We start from the raw sequence: 15,872 nt of genomic DNA on the forward strand, positions 1-15,872 counted from the left end.
CATAAATCAAGAGAAACGCCGATGAGCGCCAGCACCCTTGCCAACTTGCGACATGATTGGTCCTTAGCCGAAGTTCGCGCATTGTTTGTTCAGCCATTCAATGATCTGTTATTCCAGGCACAGACCGTTCACCGCGCACATTTCGACGCCAATCGGGTGCAGGTTTCGACGCTGCTTTCGATCAAGACCGGGGCCTGCCCGGAAGATTGCAAATATTGTCCGCAGTCAGGCCATTACAACACCGGCCTGGCCAAAGAGAAGTTGATGCAGGTCCAGGCAGTGCTGGAAGAAGCGGCACGGGCCAAGTCGATCGGCGCCACCCGTTTTTGCATGGGTGCAGCCTGGAAACATCCTTCGGCCAAGGACATGCCCTACGTGCTGGAAATGGTCAAAGGGGTCAAGGCGCTGGGGCTGGAAACCTGCATGACCCTGGGCAAGCTCGACCAGGAGCAAACCAGCGCGCTGGCCCACGCCGGGCTCGATTACTACAACCACAACCTCGACACCTCGCCCGAGTTCTACACCAGCATCATCACCACCCGCACTTACAGCGAGCGCCTGCAAACCCTGAGTTACGTGCGTGATAGCGGGATGAAAATCTGCTCCGGCGGGATCCTGGGCATGGGCGAGTCGCTGGATGACCGGGCCAATCTGCTGATCCAGCTGGCCAACTTGCCCGGGCATCCGGAATCGGTGCCGATCAACATGCTGGTGAAAGTGGCCGGTACGCCGATGGAAAACGCGGAAGATATCGACCCGTTTGATTTCATCCGCATGCTGGCGGTGGCGCGGATCATGATGCCGCAGAGCCATGTACGGCTATCGGCGGGGCGTGAAGCGATGAACGAGCAGATGCAGGCACTCGCGTTCTTTGCCGGGGCCAACTCGATTTTCTATGGCGATAAATTGCTGACCACGGCCAACCCCCAGGCCGATAAGGACATGCAGCTGTTCAGCCGCCTGGGCATCTTGCCCGAGGCCGGTGAGGACCACGCTGACGAAGTGCATCAGGCAGCCATTGAGCACGCGCTGATGGATCAGAAATCCAGCGAACAATTTTATAACGCTGCGGTTTAAACCCGAGCCCCACCCTCTGTAGGAACGAGCTGTTTCAGGTTGTTTAAAAGCTCGCGAGCAAGCTCGCTCCTACAGGGGGCAGCTCGCTCCTGCAGGTTGTGCGCCATCTGTTTTCGAGGCCAGCATGTCTTTTGATCTAAGCGCCCGCCTGGCCGCGCGTCGGGCCGACCACTTGTATCGCCAGCGCCCGTTGCTTGAGAGCCCGCAAGGGCCACAGGTAGTGGTCGACGGCCAGCCGTTACTGGCTTTTTGCAATAACGACTATCTCGGTCTGGCCAATCATCCCCAGGTCATCGAAGCCTGGCAGGCCGGGGCATCGCGCTGGGGCGTGGGCGGCGGGGCATCCCATCTGGTGATCGGCCACAGCACACCTCATCACGAACTGGAGGAGGCGCTGGCCGAGTTCACCGGTCGCCCGCGGGCGCTGTTGTTCAGTAATGGCTATATGGCCAATCTGGGCACGGTCACGGCATTGGTGGGGCAGGGCGATACGGTGCTGGAAGACCGTCTCAATCACGCTTCGCTGTTGGATGCCGGTTTGTTGAGCGGCGCGCGTTTTAATCGTTATCTGCATAACGATGCGCTCAGTCTGGCCGCGCGGCTGGAGAAGGCTTGCGGTAATACGCTGGTGGTGACTGATGGCGTGTTCAGCATGGACGGTGATCTGGCTGACCTGCCTGCCCTGGCCCGCCAGGCCAGAGCCAAAGGCGCATGGCTGATGGTCGATGATGCCCATGGTTTCGGCCCGTTAGGCGCCAATGGCGGCGGGATTGTCGAGCACTTCGGCCTGAGCGCGGACGATGTTCCGGTGCTGGTCGGCACCCTGGGCAAGGCATTTGGCACCAGCGGTGCGTTTGTGGCCGGCAGCGAAGAGTTGATCGAAAGCCTGATCCAGTTCGCCCGGCCTTACATCTACACCACCAGCCAGCCACCGGCGCTGGCCTGTGCCACGCTGAAAAGCCTCGAGCTGTTGTGCACCGAACACTGGCGCCGTGAACACCTCAAGCAATTGATTGGTCAGTTCCGCCGTGGTGCCGAGCAGATTGGCCTGCAACTGATGGACAGCTTTACTCCGATCCAGCCGATCATGATTGGCGACAGTGGCCGGGCGATTCGCCTGTCACAGATGCTGCGCACACGCGGATTGATGGTGACCGCGATTCGTCCGCCAACGGTGCCGGCAGGCAGTGCGCGATTGCGCGTGACGTTGTCGGCCGCTCACACAGAGGCGCAGGTGCAGCTATTGTTAAATGCACTCGCTGACTGTTGGCGCAAGCTGGAGCCCGACCATGCGTGACCGTTTGATTTTGCTGCCGGGCTGGGGCCTTGGGGTTTCACCGCTGGAGCCCCTGGCCGCAGCGTTGCGAGGCCTGGACGAGCACTTTCGGGTTGAAATCGAACCGCTGCCGGTGCTGGCGTCGACCACGTTGCAAGACTGGCTCGATGAGCTGGATGCAACACTGCCCGACAACGTCTGGCTGGGCGGCTGGTCGCTGGGCGGCATGCTTGCCACGGAGCTGGCCGCCCGCCGGGGTGAACGTTGTTGCGGGCTGGTGACCCTGGCCAGCAACCCCAGCTTTGTCAGCCGTGACGACTGGCCCAGTGGCATGCCGGCAGCTACCTTCGAGCTCTTTCTTGGCGGTTTTCGCGAAGCACCCAACACCACCCTGAAACGCTTTTGTCTGTTATGCAGCCAGGGCTCGGCCGAGCCCCGTGCATTGGCCAGCCAGCTGTTGGGCGGCGCGCCCAAAGCGCAGCCGGACATCCTGCTCGCAGGCCTGGAATTACTGGGCAAGCTCGATACGCGCAGTGCCTTGCAGGCGTTCAACGGTCCGCAATTGCATTTGTTCGCCGGGCTTGACGGCTTGGTGCCGGTGCAGGCCGCAAGCGATGTGCTGGCGCTGTTACCAGATGTCGAAGTGGGTCTGATTGAACAGGCCTGTCATGCATTCCTGCTGGAAGCCCCCCACGAATTGGCGGCGGCGATCCAGGGTTTTTTACATGAGTCGGGCGATGACTGATTTGAGTGTTGCAACCCACGCCAATCCCTTGCCGGACAAGCGTCAGGTGGCCGTTTCGTTTTCCCGGGCGGCAGCCAGCTACGACAGCGTGGCTGAACTGCAGCGTGCAGTAGGTCATGAACTGGCCAGCCGCTTACCGGCAGATCTCAAGCCTGAGCGGTGGCTGGACCTGGGCAGTGGCACGGGCTATTTCAGCCGGGTGCTGGGGCAGCGTTTTGCTCACAGTGAGGGGCTGGCGCTGGATATCGCCCAGGGCATGCTGGCGTTCGCCCGGCCCCAGGGCGGTGCCCAGCATTTTATTGCAGGGGATGCCGAAAGCCTGCCGCTGCAGTCCGGCAGTTGTGACTTGATTTTTTCCAGCCTGGCGTTGCAATGGTGTGCCGATTTCAATGCCGTGCTCAGCGAAGCCCGGCGGGTGCTCAAACCCGGAGGCGTGTTTGCCTTTGCCAGTTTGTGCGTGGGTACATTGCGCGAGTTGCGTGACAGCTGGCGGGCGGTGGATGGTCAGGTTCACGTCAATCGCTTCCGTGAATTCGAGACCTATCAACAGCTGTGCGCCGGTAGCGGCCTGGCTGTACTCGGCCTGCACAATCAGGCGCATGTGCTGCACTACCCGCAAGTGCGCCAGTTGACCCATGAGCTGAAAGCTCTGGGGGCGCATAATCTCAACCCCGGTCGCCCCGAAGGGCTGACCGGCAGGGCACGGCTTCAGGGATTGGTGGGTGCCTACGAGCAGTTTCGTCAACCTGCGGGACTACCGGCAACCTATCAGGTGGTCTACGGGATTCTGGAGAAAGCGCGATGAGCCCTGGGTACTTCATTACTGGCACCGACACCGACGTTGGCAAAACCACGATCGCAGCAGGTTTGTTGTATGCCGCACGCGAGGCCGGATTGAGCACGGCGGCGGGCAAGCCGGTGGCTTCGGGCTGTGACAACACCCCTGAAGGTTTGCGTAACGCCGACGCGCTGGCACTGATGGCAGAGTGTTCAATCAAGCTCAGCTATGACGAGGTCAACCCCGTGGCATTCGAACCGGCCATCGCTCCGCACATTGCTGCGCGCGAAGTCGGGGTGGTGCTGACGGTGAAATCGTTGTTGTCGCCCATGCGCCAGATTTTGGCCCGGCAGGCGGATTTCACTCTGATTGAAGGCGCCGGAGGCTGGCGCGTGCCGCTGTCCGGGCAAGACAGTTTGTCGGATCTGGCCCAGGCACTGGATCTGCCGGTGATTCTGGTGGTGGGCGTACGCCTGGGTTGCATCAGCCACGCCTTGTTGACGGCCGAGGCGATTGCCCGGGATGGCCTGCAACTGGCCGGTTGGGTGGCCAACATCATTGGTCCGAAGACCTCCCGCCTTGAAGAAAACCTCGCCACCCTGGCCGAGCGTCTCCCGGCTCCCTGCCTGGGCCGTGTGCCAAAGCTCAAGAGCGCCTCGGCGCAGGCTGTGGCCGAGCATCTGCAGCTGGATTTGCTGGACTAAGCTCTGTTCCCCATGTGACTGCTCCCTTCAGGCGCTGGCTAGCCAGCGATCCTGGGGACGGGTGCGCCTGTGGCAATACGCTGAAGCGATGGCCGGCAAGCCGGCTCCCACAATTTGCTGCCGGGCCCGATATAAAAGGGTATCGATCATGCCCAAGACGAACGGCGGCATAGCGCTGCTTGACAATAAATGGGCGTAAACGTATGTTTCAAACAACTGTTTGACCGCTATAACAAATTCACGCGGTTGTTCATCCCCGGATTCATCAGCAGAGGTTTATCGCTATGCCTGACTACAAGGCCCCCTTGCGTGATATTCGCTTCGTTCGTGACGAACTGCTCGGTTACGAAGCGCATTATCAGAGCCTGCCGGCTTGCCAGGACGCTACTCCAGATATGGTTGACGCCATTCTTGAAGAAGGCGCCAAGTTTTGTGAGCAAGTGCTGGCACCGCTGAACCGCGTGGGTGACATCGAAGGCTGCACCTGGAGTGAATCCGGGGTTAAAACGCCTACCGGCTTTAAAGAAGCCTACAAACAATTCGTTGAAGGCGGCTGGCCTAGCCTGGCTCACGACGTAGAACACGGCGGCCAGGGCCTGCCGGAGTCTCTGGGTCTGGCAGTCAGCGAAATGGTGGGTGCGGCCAACTGGTCGTGGGGCATGTACCCGGGCCTGTCCCATGGTGCGATGAACACCATCTCTGAGCACGGTACTCCCGAGCAGCAGAATACCTACCTGAGCAAGCTGGTTACCGGCGAGTGGACCGGCACCATGTGCCTGACCGAGTCCCATTGCGGTACCGACCTGGGTCTGCTGCGGACCAAGGCTGAACCTCAGGCTGATGGTTCCTACAAAATCTCCGGGACCAAGATTTTCATCTCGGCCGGCGAACACGACATGGCCGACAACATCGTCCATATCGTTCTGGCGCGCCTGCCGGATGCACCGGCGGGTACCAAAGGTATTTCGCTGTTTATCGTGCCCAAGTTCAACGCTAACGCCGATGGCAGCCTCGGTGAGCGCAACGCGGTGTCCTGTGGCTCCCTTGAGCACAAAATGGGGATCCACGGTAACGCCACCTGTGTGATGAACTTCGACGGTGCAACAGGTTTCCTGATCGGCCCGCCGAACAAAGGGCTGAACTGCATGTTCACCTTTATGAACACGGCCCGTCTGGGCACTGCCCTGCAGGGTCTGTCCCACGCCGAGATCGGTTTCCAGGGCGGCCTGAAGTACGCTCGCGACCGCCTGCAAATGCGTTCGTTGACCGGGCCCAAGGCACCTGAAAAGGCTGCTGACCCGATCATCGTTCATCCGGATGTACGTCGCATGCTGTTGACCATGAAGGCATTCGCCGAAGGCAACCGTGCGATGGTTTACTTCACCGCCAAGCAAGTCGACATCGTGAAATACGGCGTTGATGAAGACGAGAAAAAGAAAGCCGATGCGTTGTTGGCGTTCATGACTCCAATCGCTAAAGCGTTCATGACTGAAGTCGGCTTTGAATCCGCCAACCATGGCGTACAAATCTATGGCGGCCACGGCTTTATCGCTGAGTGGGGCATGGAGCAGAACGTTCGCGACAGCCGCATTTCGATGCTGTACGAAGGCACCACCGGTATCCAGGCACTCGATCTGCTGGGCCGTAAAGTGCTGATGACTCAAGGCGAAGCGCTCAAAGGCTTCACCAAGATCGTGCACAAGTTCTGCCAGTCCAATGAAGGTAACGAAGCCGTTCAGGAGTTCGTGACACCTTTGGCTGCACTGAACAAGGAATGGGGCGAGCTGACCATGAAGGTCGGTATGGCAGCCATGAAAGACCGCGAAGAAGTGGGTGCGGCCTCGGTCGACTACCTGATGTATTCCGGTTATGCCTGCCTGGCGTATTTCTGGGCTGACATGGCGCGTCTGGCGGCTGAAAAGCTGGCAGCGGGCACGTCCGAAGAAGCGTTCTATAAAGCCAAGTTGCAAACGGCACGTTTCTACTTCCAGCGCATCTTGCCGCGTACCCGTAGCCACGTTGCCACCATGCTTTCGGGCGCAGGCAACCTGATGGACATGAAAGAAGAAGACTTCGACCTGGGCTACTAAGCCCGGCGAGTCATCTGAAAAAGCCGCTTCTCCCCAGGGGACGCGGCTTTTTTATTGTGCGCCATCCACATCCCCCCTTGTAGGAGCGAGCTTGCTCGCGAGCTTTTTATAAAAACGCCTCGCGAGCAAGCTCGCTCCTGCAGGGCATGACTTAAATATTATGTCTGGTCACAGCTTGACCCTATGTATCACTATCGTCGTTAAGCTAGACTGAGTGCCGGTTTCAATTGCCCTACGGGCTCCAACGTTTACAGATTACGAGGTTTGCCATGGCTGATTACAAAGCGCCCCTGCGCGATATGCGCTTCGTCCTCAATGAGGTTTTCGAGGTCGCCTCTCTTTGGGCGCAATTGCCTGCATTAGCAGAAACCGTCGATGTTGAAACTGTTGAAGCCATTCTTGAGGAGGCGGGCAAAGTAACTGCCAAAAGCATCGCGCCGTTGAGCCGCAGCGGCGACGAAGAAGGCTGCCACTGGAAAGACACCGTAGTCACGACGCCAGCCGGTTTCGTCGATGCCTACAGGACCTACGCTGAAGGCGGTTGGGTCGGCGTGGGCGGCGCCCCCGAGTTCGGCGGAATGGGCATGCCCAAGTCGGTATCGGCCCAGGTTGAAGAAATGATCAACTCCTCCAGCCTGGCTTTCGGCCTGTATCCCATGCTGACGGCCGGGGCCTGTGTATCGATCAACGCTCACGCCAGTGAAGAGTTGAAAGCCACTTACCTGCCCAATATGTATTCGGGGGTGTGGGCGGGCTCCATGTGCCTCACCGAGCCACATGCCGGTACCGATCTGGGGATTATTCGCACCAGGGCCGAGCCTCAGGCTGATGGTTCCTACAAAGTCAGTGGCACCAAGATTTTCATCACCGGTGGCGAGCACGACCTCACCGAAAACATTATCCATCTGGTCCTGGCCAAACTGCCGGATGCTCCGGCGGGGCCCAAAGGCATTTCGCTGTTTCTGGTGCCCAAGTTCATGGTGCATGCCGATGGCAGCCTGGGTGAGCGCAACCCGGTTACCTGTGGTTCCATCGAACACAAAATGGGAATTCAGGCTTCAGCCACTTGCGTCATGAACTTCGACGAAGCCGTGGGTTATCTGGTGGGCGAGCCCAACCGTGGATTGGCCGCGATGTTCACCATGATGAACTACGAGCGTCTGGGCGTCGGTATTCAGGGCCTGGCCTCGGGCGAACGCTCGTATCAGAACGCGGTGGAATACGCCCGCGACCGCCTGCAAGGGCGTGCTGCAACCGGCGCTCAGGCCAAGGACAAAGTGGCTGACCCGATCATCGTTCATGCTGACGTACGCCGCATGCTCCTGACCATGAAAGCCTGCAACGAAGGCGGACGTGCATTTTCCACCTATGTCGCCAATCAGCTGGATATTGCCAAGTTCAGCGAAGACCCGGCGGCGCGTGAACGGGCCGATGCCCTGGTGGCGTTACTGACCCCTGTGGCCAAGGCCTTTTTGACCGATCTGGGGCTGGAAACCACCGTGCATGGCCAGCAAGTGTTTGGCGGCCATGGCTATATTCGTGAGTGGGGTCAGGAGCAACTGGTGCGCGATGTGCGTATCACCCAGATCTACGAAGGCACTAACGGCATTCAGGCGCTGGATCTGATGGGCCGCAAGGTGGTTGGCAACCGCGGGGCTTACTACCGGATGTTTGCCGATGAAATCCGCCAGTTCATCGCAGCGCAATCCAGCGACTTGAGCGAGTTTACCCAGCCCCTGGCGGCCGCTCTGGACACCCTTGACCAACTGACAGCCTGGGTTCTGGACCGCTCGCAAAATAATCCCGATGAAATCGGCGCGGCATCGGTCGAGTACCTGCAGGTTTTTGGTTACACGACCTATGCCTACATGTGGGCATTGATGGCCAAGGCTGCTTTGGGCAAAGAGTCCGAAGAAGCCTTTTATGTCAGCAAACTGGGCACTGCACGCTTCTACTTCGCGCGTTTGCTGCCACGTATTCACTCGCTGAGCGCCTCGGTCAAGGCTGGTAGCGAGTCGCTTTACCTGCTGGATGAAGCGCACTTCTGAAATCATTTCAGAGCCATGTAAGCATTTGCTTACATGGCGTACTGCCATTCGCCCATATCGCCAGATTGGATCCATGGGTAATCTACTTATCAGGGACGTAGAGCAGGAAGCTCAAAGCAACAACAGGGACACGTAGGATTCTGCCAGGAAGGCGGAGTGAAAAGGATGTCAGGGAAACAGTCTGCAAAACCCCGCCTAGGCGGGGTTTTCTTTTTTGTGCGTCTGAATTTTGCTGGGCCCCGGCCGACAATAGATGTCCTGCGGGAGCCGGCCTGGCGGCGATGGCATCATCGTTTTTGTTCAGATGGCCGCCCTTGCTGCACCGCTGCAAGCCGGTTTGCACTACAACAGCGCTGCATCCTTGGGATGCCTCACGTCTTCCAGCAATGTGCGCAGTAATTCGAGCGTCGCTTGCTGGCGCTGTACATCGCGACACACCAACCCCACCTTCAGCGGCACCCGCGGTTCACTGAGGGGCTTCCAGAGCAGTACTTGATTTTCATGTTCCTGGCGCGAGCGCCCCGGCAGTACGGTCGCCAGCCTGGTATGGGGCAGGCTTTCGAGAATTCCGGCCATGGTGTTCAGCTCAGCCTGAACCTGTGGCCGACGGCCCAGGCTCGCGAGCTGGCTCTTCCAGATTTGCCGCACCTGAAACTCCTCCCCCAGCAGCAACATCGGCAGTTCGGCAGCCTGGGTCAGTGACACCTTCTTGAATTCGCGTAACGGATGGTCGGCCGGAATCACCAGTTGCAACTCGTCTTCGTACAGCAACATGCCGTTCAGCCCCGGCTGACGTGGCGGCAGATAGCTGATCCCGATGTCGAGGGAACCATTGAGCAGGCGCCGTTCAATCTCGATGCCGGTCAGTTCGTAGATTTGCACCACCAGATGCGGCTGGGCCTGACGCACGCGTTCGAGCATTTGCGGCACCAGGCTGGTATGCACGGTTTGCAGCACGCCGATGGCAATGGTGCGCAGGGCCTGGCCCTGGAAGTTGCTTAGAGCCTCTTTGGCCCGTTGCAGACCATCGAGTAGTGGCAAGGCGTGGTTGTACAAGGTATGCGCAGCGAGCGTCGGTAGCAGGCGTTTACTGCTGCGCTCAAAGAGGCTGACGTCGAGGTTGTGCTCCAGGTGGCGTATCTGTTGCGAGAGCGCCGGTTGCGAGATGGACAAACGCTCGGCAGCACGGCCCACATGGCCTTCTTCGTAGACCGCGACGAAATAACGCAGTTGCTTGAAATCCATAAGTAATGCTTATCGAAAATGCTTAAAAAACGAAATGGCTCAAAGGCCCGACGACGCCTAGTCTACCCCCATTCCACAAGGGCCGTAGAGCCTGAGAGCCAGAAGATTACTGATTTGCACGAGGTTTTTTGCATAGGAAAGGCAATAGGTTTTGCCGGTGGCGTTGTCACCCATGCACAAGACTCACGGTTGCAAATCGGATCTGCTTATGAGCACAAGGTCTGCCTGCATGAACCTGTTCAACCTGCGTCGCCCCCGATCCAGCCATCACCTGCTGGAGGCTGAGTCCGTTCCGTCAGTTCATGACAGCCGCCAGTCCCGGGCCTGCCTGATGCCCAGCGTGGAGCGCGCGGCTCAAGTCTTTGTGCGGGGCCAGGGGTCGTGGCTGTGGGACAGTGAAAGCCGTGCTTATCTGGACTTTTACCAGGGCGGTGCAGTCAATAGCCTGGGGCATAGCCCGGCCGTATTGATCAAGGCGATGGCAGATCAGGCGCAGGCACTGATCAATCCCGGGTCGGCTTTTTACAATCCGGGCATGTTGGGCCTGGCCGAGCGCTTGTGCGCAAGCACCGGCAGTGACCAGGTGCATTTTCTCAATACCGGAGCCGAGGCCAACGAGGGCGCGATCAAACTGGCGCGCAAGTGGGGCCAGTTGCATCGTGGCGGTGCCCACCGAGTTATTACCGCCACCCAAAGTTGCCACGGTCGCAGCTTTGGCGCGATGTCCGCCTCAGGCTGCGGCACCTTTGATAATCGCTTTGAACCGCAATTGCCGGGCTTTATCAACGTACCGTTCAACGACCTGCCGGCGCTGCACGCCGCCGTCGATGCGCAGACCGTGGCCATCATGCTGGAGCCGGTACAGAGCGATGCCGGTGTGATTCCGGCGACCGGGCATTACCTCAAGGGCGTCGAACGCCTGTGTCGCGAGTTGGGCATCTTGCTGATTCTGGATGAAGTCCAGACCGGTATGGGCCGCTGTGGCACCTTGCTGGCAGAACAGAACTACGGCGTACGTGCCGACATCGTAACCCTGGGCAAAGGCCTGGGCGGCGGCGTGCCATTGGCCGCGTTACTGGCGCGGGGCAAGGCCTGTTGCCTGGAACCGGGAGAGCTGGGTGGCACCCATCATGGCAATGCATTGATGACCGCTGCCGGTGGTGCGGTGCTTGAGACGCTGCTGGAAAAAGGTTTCTTGCAACAGGTGCGGGACACTGGTCACTACTTGCGCGAGGGGCTGGCCCGTCTGGCAAGCCGTTATGCCCAGGGCGAACTGCGTGGTCAGGGCATGTTCTGGGGGCTGACCCTGTCGGATGATTCGGCGCAGGCAGTGGTAAAGGCGGCGTTATACGAAGGTTTGCTGATCAGCGCTCCGCAGCCCGATTGTCTGCGCTTCACCCCTGCGCTGTGTGTCAGTAAAGGCAACATCGATGAGATGCTGCTGCGTCTGGCCCGGGCGTTTGCCCGGGTACGGACAGCACAATTGCAGTGCCGCAGAACCTAGAGCCATACAGAATTTAATGAACCGTCTCGCGGTGTACCGCGCGCCCTGTGCCAGTTTTGTTTGGCACGGGGCGTTTTTTTGTCCCGGATGAGTGCCGACTGAACCTTTTAATCACGTGCGCAGTCGATTAACTGTAGGGCCCGATTGGGCCCGCTATTAATTGGGAGCTGAACTCATGGACCTTATTAAAATCATTTTTGCGATCTTGCTCCCTCCACTTGGCGTGTTCATGCAAGTGGGATTTGCCGGCGCATTCTGGCTGAATATTCTGCTGACCTTGTGCGGATACATCCCGGGGATCGTGCACGCGGTGTGGATCATCGCCAAGCGCTAACCTGTGGCCGGAACTTCCTGATGCGCCGCTGACGTTGCAGGAGCGAGCAAGCTCGTTCCTGCAGGTGGTGTGCAGTCCAAGGGTTATCTGGCCAGCAACTCGTTATAAAACAACCATTCCTGTTCCAGTGCGTGTTCCTGGTTTTTGGCCTTGCGAAACCCGTGGTGTTCATCGGGATAGTAATGCGCCCGGGCCGGGATGCCGTTGTCTTGCAGCGCCTCGAGCATGTCCCGGGTCTGCTGCGGGACCACCACGGCGTCCAGCTCGCCCTGGAAGAAAATCACCGGCACGCGGATCTGGCTGGCGTGCAGTAACGGGGTGCGGGCCGCGTAGCGTTCGGCATCCCGTTGCGGGTCGCCGATCAGCCAGTCGAGGTAATCGCCCTCAAACTTGTGGGTGCTGCGTGCCAGGGCGACCGGATCGCTGACCCCGTACAGACTGGCGCCCGCGCGGAAGACATTGTGGAATGCCAGCGCGCACAAGGTGGTGTAGCCACCCGCGCTGCCGCCACGAATAAACGCGCGTTCGCCATCGATCAAGTCCTGTGCCGCGAGGTAGCTGACCACGGCGCAGGCGTCTTCAACATCCACTTCACCCCATTGCAGATGCAGGGCCTGGCGATATTCCCGGCCATAGCCACTGCTGCCGCGATAGTTCAGGTCGGCGACGGCAAAGCCGCGTTGGGTCCAGTACTGGATACGCGGGTCAAGCATCGGGTAGCAGGCCGATGTCGGGCCTCCGTGAACAAACACCAGCAATGGCGGTTTGGTTTCGCCGTGCATTGCCGGGTAGAAAAAGCCATGGGCTTCGCCGCCCCCGGACGGGTAGCGTAGGGTATGTGGCCGGCTGATTTGCCCGGGGGGGAGCGGCGCAATGCCACCGGCCAAAACGTTGATCTGTTTGTCGTGGCGGCGGATGGCAATGACGGCCGAGGGGCTGACCGGTGATGCGGCAATGCAATAGATGAACTCATCATCCAGCGCCAGGGAGCGAAAGCGGCTGTAGTCTGCGGTGTAATCTTCAAGATGGCCGTCAGGCGTATGGATGCCCAGGCGTCCGAAACCGGCCTCGGTCCAGCTGGCCAGATAGGCCTTCTCGCCCAGGGGCAGCCAGGTACTTGCGCCCAGTTGCCAGGGTGCCGGGGCGTGATCGGCAGCGGCACTTGGCGCAGGTATCAGGCCTTCGGCAAATTGTGCCCAGGGCTGCCAGAAGCCGGCGCGATCGGTAAGGCAATACAGGCGACTGTATTCGTCGAAGCGCGGCTGTTGCAGTGACTCTTCGCGCAGATCTCCGGCGATGCAGCGTGGGGTATTCCAGTGCCCATCGATGTTGCCTTCCGCCAGCATCAGGCGGGTCGACGTCCACGGCTGATGCGGCCGGCTCCATTCGATCCAGGCCAGGCGTTGACCGTCTGGGCTCAGGGTGGGCGCCGCGTAGAAATCGGCGCCTTCAGCCAGTACCCGGCGCTCAAGGGTCTTGAGGCTGATGCTCACCAGTCGATGGGTTTCGACATTTTCCTCGACGGCCAGTATGTGCCCGTCAGCGTATTGCACATCGCCATAGCGGCAAATGCCCCGGGTCAGGGCCTGGGGGGCCTTGTCATCCAGGGTTTGCAGATACAGTTGCTGGTCGGATTCGTTGACGAACACCACCCCGTTATCGCTCAGGCAGAACGCGCCGCCGCCGTACTCGTAGACCCGGCTGCGAACACTGAAACCGTCGGGTGTCAGGCAATGTGCCTGGCCGTCGCGCCAGTGCCAGATGCGACAGGCCGCGTCGGTGGGGCGGTACTCATTCCAGAACAGCCCTTTTGGGCCGACCCGCAGCTCTGCGAAATCGACCCCGGCGGCTACGGCGAGTGCGGCACTGAAAGGTTCAGCCTTTTGCGATGAGACGTGAGTTTCGATCATTTCGGAACGCCAGTTGTTCGATGGTCTGGGTGGCGTGCTCGGCTTCTTCGCGCGCCTTGAGAATCAAGTCGTGTTGTGGCGATTTGCTGCAAACCGGGTCCGCATTGCTGGCATCGCCCGTGAGCATGAAGGCCTGGCAACGACAACCGCCAAAGTCCTTTTCCTTCTCGTCGCACGAGCGGCAAGGCTCGGGCATCCAGTCATAGCCTCGAAAACGATTGAAGCCGAAGGAGTCATACCAGATGTGTTGCATGCTGTGGTCGCGTACGTTGGGGAACTCGACCGGCATCTGCCGTGCACCATGACACGGCAAGGCGGTGCCGTCAGGTGTCACGGTCAAAAAGATGCTGCCCCAGCCATTCATACAGGCCTTGGGTCGCTCTTCGTAATAGTCCGGGGTGACGAAAATCAGTTTGCAGGGATGGCCTTCGGCGGCCAGTTTGGCCCGGTATTCATTGGTGATGCGCTCCGCCCGCACCAGCTGTTCTTTGGTCGGCAGCAGTCCGACCCGGTTGAGCTGGGCCCAGCCGTAGAACTGGCAGGTGGCAAGCTCGACGAAGTCGGCCTCAAGGGCGATGCACAGCTCGATAATGCGATCTATCTTGTCGATATTGTGCCGATGGGTGACGAAGTTCAGCACCATCGGGTAGCCGTGGGCCTTCACGGCGCGGGCCATTTCAAGTTTTTGCGCGAAGGCTTTTTTCGAACCGGCCAGCAGGTTGTTCACCTGTTCGTCACTGGCCTGGAAACTGATCTGGATATGGTCCAGGCCGGCCTTTTTGAAGTCGCTGATTTTCTGCTCGGTGAGGCCGATGCCGGAAGTGATCAGGTTGGTGTAGAAGCCCAGCTTGCGGGCTTCGGCGATCAGCTCGGCGAGGTCCTGACGCACCAGCGGTTCGCCCCCTGAAAAACCGAGCTGGGCGGCGCCCATTTCCCGGGCTTCACGGAACACCTTGAACCATTGCTCGGTGCTTAGCTCTTTGCCCTGCTGGGCGAAGTCCAGCGGGTTGGAGCAATAGGGGCATTGCAGCGGGCAGCGGTAGGTCAATTCGGCCAGCAGCCAGAGCGGCAGGCCGATTTCCGGTTTGGGCGGGATACGGCTGTCAGGCAAGTTCGATCCAGTGCTCTGCACGAGCGACCTCCATAAATTGCTCGATGTCTGCGCCGAGCTCGGGTACGCCGGGGAACTGTTGGTCCAGTTCACCAATAATGGCGGCTACGTCACGCTGGCCATCTATCAGGCCACCGATCAATGCCGCGCTGTCGTTGAGTTTGATCATGCCTTCGGGGTACAGCAGCACATGGCCTTTTTGCGCGGGCTCGTATTGAAAGCGATAGCCCTGGCGCCAGGTCGGGATTTTGCTGCGATCGAAGCTCATAGGGTGATTCCTTTGTGCCAGACCCGTTGGTCGGTCACGCTGTGATAGGGCGGGCGGTCCAGCTCGTAGGCCATGGTCATGGCATCGAGCATGCTCCAGAGAATGTCCAGTTTGAACTGCAGAATCTCCAGCATGCGTTGCTGACCCTGGTAAGTGGTGTAGTGCTGCAAGGTAATCGCCAGCCCATGTTCCACATCGCGCCGGGCCTGGCCCAGGCGGGTGCGGAAGTACTCGTAGCCGGCAGGATCGATCCACGGGTAGTGCTGCGGCCAGCTGTCGAGCCGTGACTGGTGGATCTGCGGCGCGAACATCTCGGTCAGGGAGCTGCTGGCGGCTTCTTCCCAGCTGGCGCGGCGGGCGAAATTGACATAGGCATCCACGGCAAAGCGAACGCCGGGCAGGACCAGTTCCTGGGAACGCAGTTGCTCCGGGTCCAGCCCTACTGCCTGGCCCAGCCGCAGCCAGGCTTCGATACCGCCGTCTTCGCCGGGGGCGCCGTCGTGGTCGAGCATGCGCTGAATCCACTCGCGGCGTACTTCCCGGTCGGGGCAGTTGGCTAGAATCGCGGCGTCCTTGAGCGGGATATTCACCTGATAGTAGAAGCGGTTGGCGACCCAGCCCTGAATCTGCTCGCGGGTCGCGCGGCCTTCGTACATCGCCACCTGATAAGGGTGATAGATGTGGTAATAGGCGCCCTTGGCCCGCAGGGCGGCTTCGAATTCGGTGGTGCTGAGAGGGGCGTGGGTCATGGTGCCTCCAGAAAATATGTTTTTGCAGTCGCT

The 15,872-nt window shown here is 59.7% G+C and carries 14 protein-coding genes; 9 read left to right on the plus strand and 5 right to left on the minus strand.

Annotated elements, in window-relative coordinates:
* The first annotated feature begins 21 nt into the window (after positions 1-21).
* The 7 genes from bioB (at position 22) to FEZ21_RS05600 (ending at position 8,718) form a co-directional block, all read left to right on the plus strand.
* Positions 22-1,077: a biotin synthase BioB gene (gene bioB, locus FEZ21_RS05570; protein WP_004419470.1), complete on the plus strand. Its 1,056-nt coding sequence runs from the start codon at positions 22-24 to the stop codon at positions 1,075-1,077.
* 124 nt (positions 1,078-1,201) lie between these two features.
* Entirely contained in the window at positions 1,202-2,374 is a 1,173-nt protein-coding gene (gene bioF / locus FEZ21_RS05575) for an 8-amino-7-oxononanoate synthase (RefSeq protein ID WP_160626636.1), read from the plus strand.
* On the plus strand, positions 2,367-3,098 hold the full coding sequence (locus tag FEZ21_RS05580; protein ID WP_004419465.1) for an alpha/beta fold hydrolase: 732 nt from the start codon (positions 2,367-2,369) through the stop codon (positions 3,096-3,098). The genes bioF and FEZ21_RS05580 overlap by 8 nt, the downstream gene beginning before the upstream one ends.
* Positions 3,091-3,903: a malonyl-ACP O-methyltransferase BioC gene (gene bioC / locus FEZ21_RS05585; protein ID WP_004419463.1), complete on the plus strand. Its 813-nt coding sequence runs from the start codon at positions 3,091-3,093 to the stop codon at positions 3,901-3,903. The genes FEZ21_RS05580 and bioC overlap by 8 nt, the downstream gene beginning before the upstream one ends.
* Complete coding sequence (bioD, locus tag FEZ21_RS05590) at positions 3,900-4,580, plus strand: dethiobiotin synthase (RefSeq protein WP_127196508.1); 681 nt, start codon at positions 3,900-3,902, stop codon at positions 4,578-4,580. Before bioC ends, bioD begins: the two co-directional genes overlap by 4 nt.
* 284 nt (positions 4,581-4,864) lie before the next feature.
* Entirely contained in the window at positions 4,865-6,670 is a 1,806-nt protein-coding gene (locus FEZ21_RS05595; RefSeq protein ID WP_160626638.1) for a phenylacyl-CoA dehydrogenase, read from the plus strand.
* A gap of 269 nt (positions 6,671-6,939) precedes the next feature.
* On the plus strand, positions 6,940-8,718 hold the full coding sequence (locus tag FEZ21_RS05600; protein WP_010656670.1) for an acyl-CoA dehydrogenase C-terminal domain-containing protein: 1,779 nt from the start codon (positions 6,940-6,942) through the stop codon (positions 8,716-8,718).
* A 342-nt stretch (positions 8,719-9,060) separates the two neighbouring features.
* On the opposite strand, the gene FEZ21_RS05605 is transcribed toward FEZ21_RS05600, so the two are convergent.
* Complete coding sequence (locus FEZ21_RS05605; protein ID WP_004419455.1) at positions 9,061-9,963, minus strand: LysR family transcriptional regulator; 903 nt, start codon at positions 9,961-9,963, stop codon at positions 9,061-9,063.
* Positions 9,964-10,192: 229 nt separating this feature from the next.
* Between FEZ21_RS05605 and FEZ21_RS05610 the strand changes: the two genes are divergently transcribed.
* Entirely contained in the window at positions 10,193-11,467 is a 1,275-nt protein-coding gene (locus tag FEZ21_RS05610; RefSeq protein WP_010656669.1) for an aspartate aminotransferase family protein, read from the plus strand.
* 175 nt (positions 11,468-11,642) lie between these two features.
* Complete coding sequence (locus FEZ21_RS05615) at positions 11,643-11,801, plus strand: YqaE/Pmp3 family membrane protein (protein ID WP_004419451.1); 159 nt, start codon at positions 11,643-11,645, stop codon at positions 11,799-11,801.
* 83 nt (positions 11,802-11,884) lie between these two features.
* Here the strand turns inward: FEZ21_RS05615 and FEZ21_RS05620 are convergent, their stop codons facing one another.
* From FEZ21_RS05620 to pqqC, 4 genes are read right to left on the minus strand one after another with little or no spacing between them, the layout of a single operon-like run.
* Positions 11,885-13,711 carry a S9 family peptidase gene (locus tag FEZ21_RS05620; RefSeq protein WP_160626640.1) on the minus strand — a complete coding sequence of 609 codons (1,827 nt, stop codon included), beginning with the start codon at positions 13,709-13,711 and terminating at the stop codon, positions 11,885-11,887.
* Complete coding sequence (gene pqqE, locus FEZ21_RS05625) at positions 13,677-14,822, minus strand: pyrroloquinoline quinone biosynthesis protein PqqE (RefSeq protein WP_004419448.1); 1,146 nt, start codon at positions 14,820-14,822, stop codon at positions 13,677-13,679. Before pqqE ends, FEZ21_RS05620 begins: the two co-directional genes overlap by 35 nt.
* On the minus strand, positions 14,815-15,090 hold the full coding sequence (gene pqqD, locus FEZ21_RS05630) for a pyrroloquinoline quinone biosynthesis peptide chaperone PqqD (protein WP_004419445.1): 276 nt from the start codon (positions 15,088-15,090) through the stop codon (positions 14,815-14,817). The genes pqqE and pqqD overlap by 8 nt, the downstream gene beginning before the upstream one ends.
* Positions 15,087-15,839, minus strand: a complete 753-nt coding sequence (gene pqqC, locus FEZ21_RS05635; RefSeq protein WP_004419443.1) for a pyrroloquinoline-quinone synthase PqqC — start codon at positions 15,837-15,839, stop codon at positions 15,087-15,089. Before pqqC ends, pqqD begins: the two co-directional genes overlap by 4 nt.
* Positions 15,840-15,872: the final 33 nt, after the last annotated feature.

Origin of the sequence: Pseudomonas sp. 9.1(2019) (genome assembly GCF_009910445.1) — a bacterium.
Taxonomy (GTDB): Bacteria; Pseudomonadota; Gammaproteobacteria; order Pseudomonadales; family Pseudomonadaceae; genus Aquipseudomonas; species Aquipseudomonas paraversuta.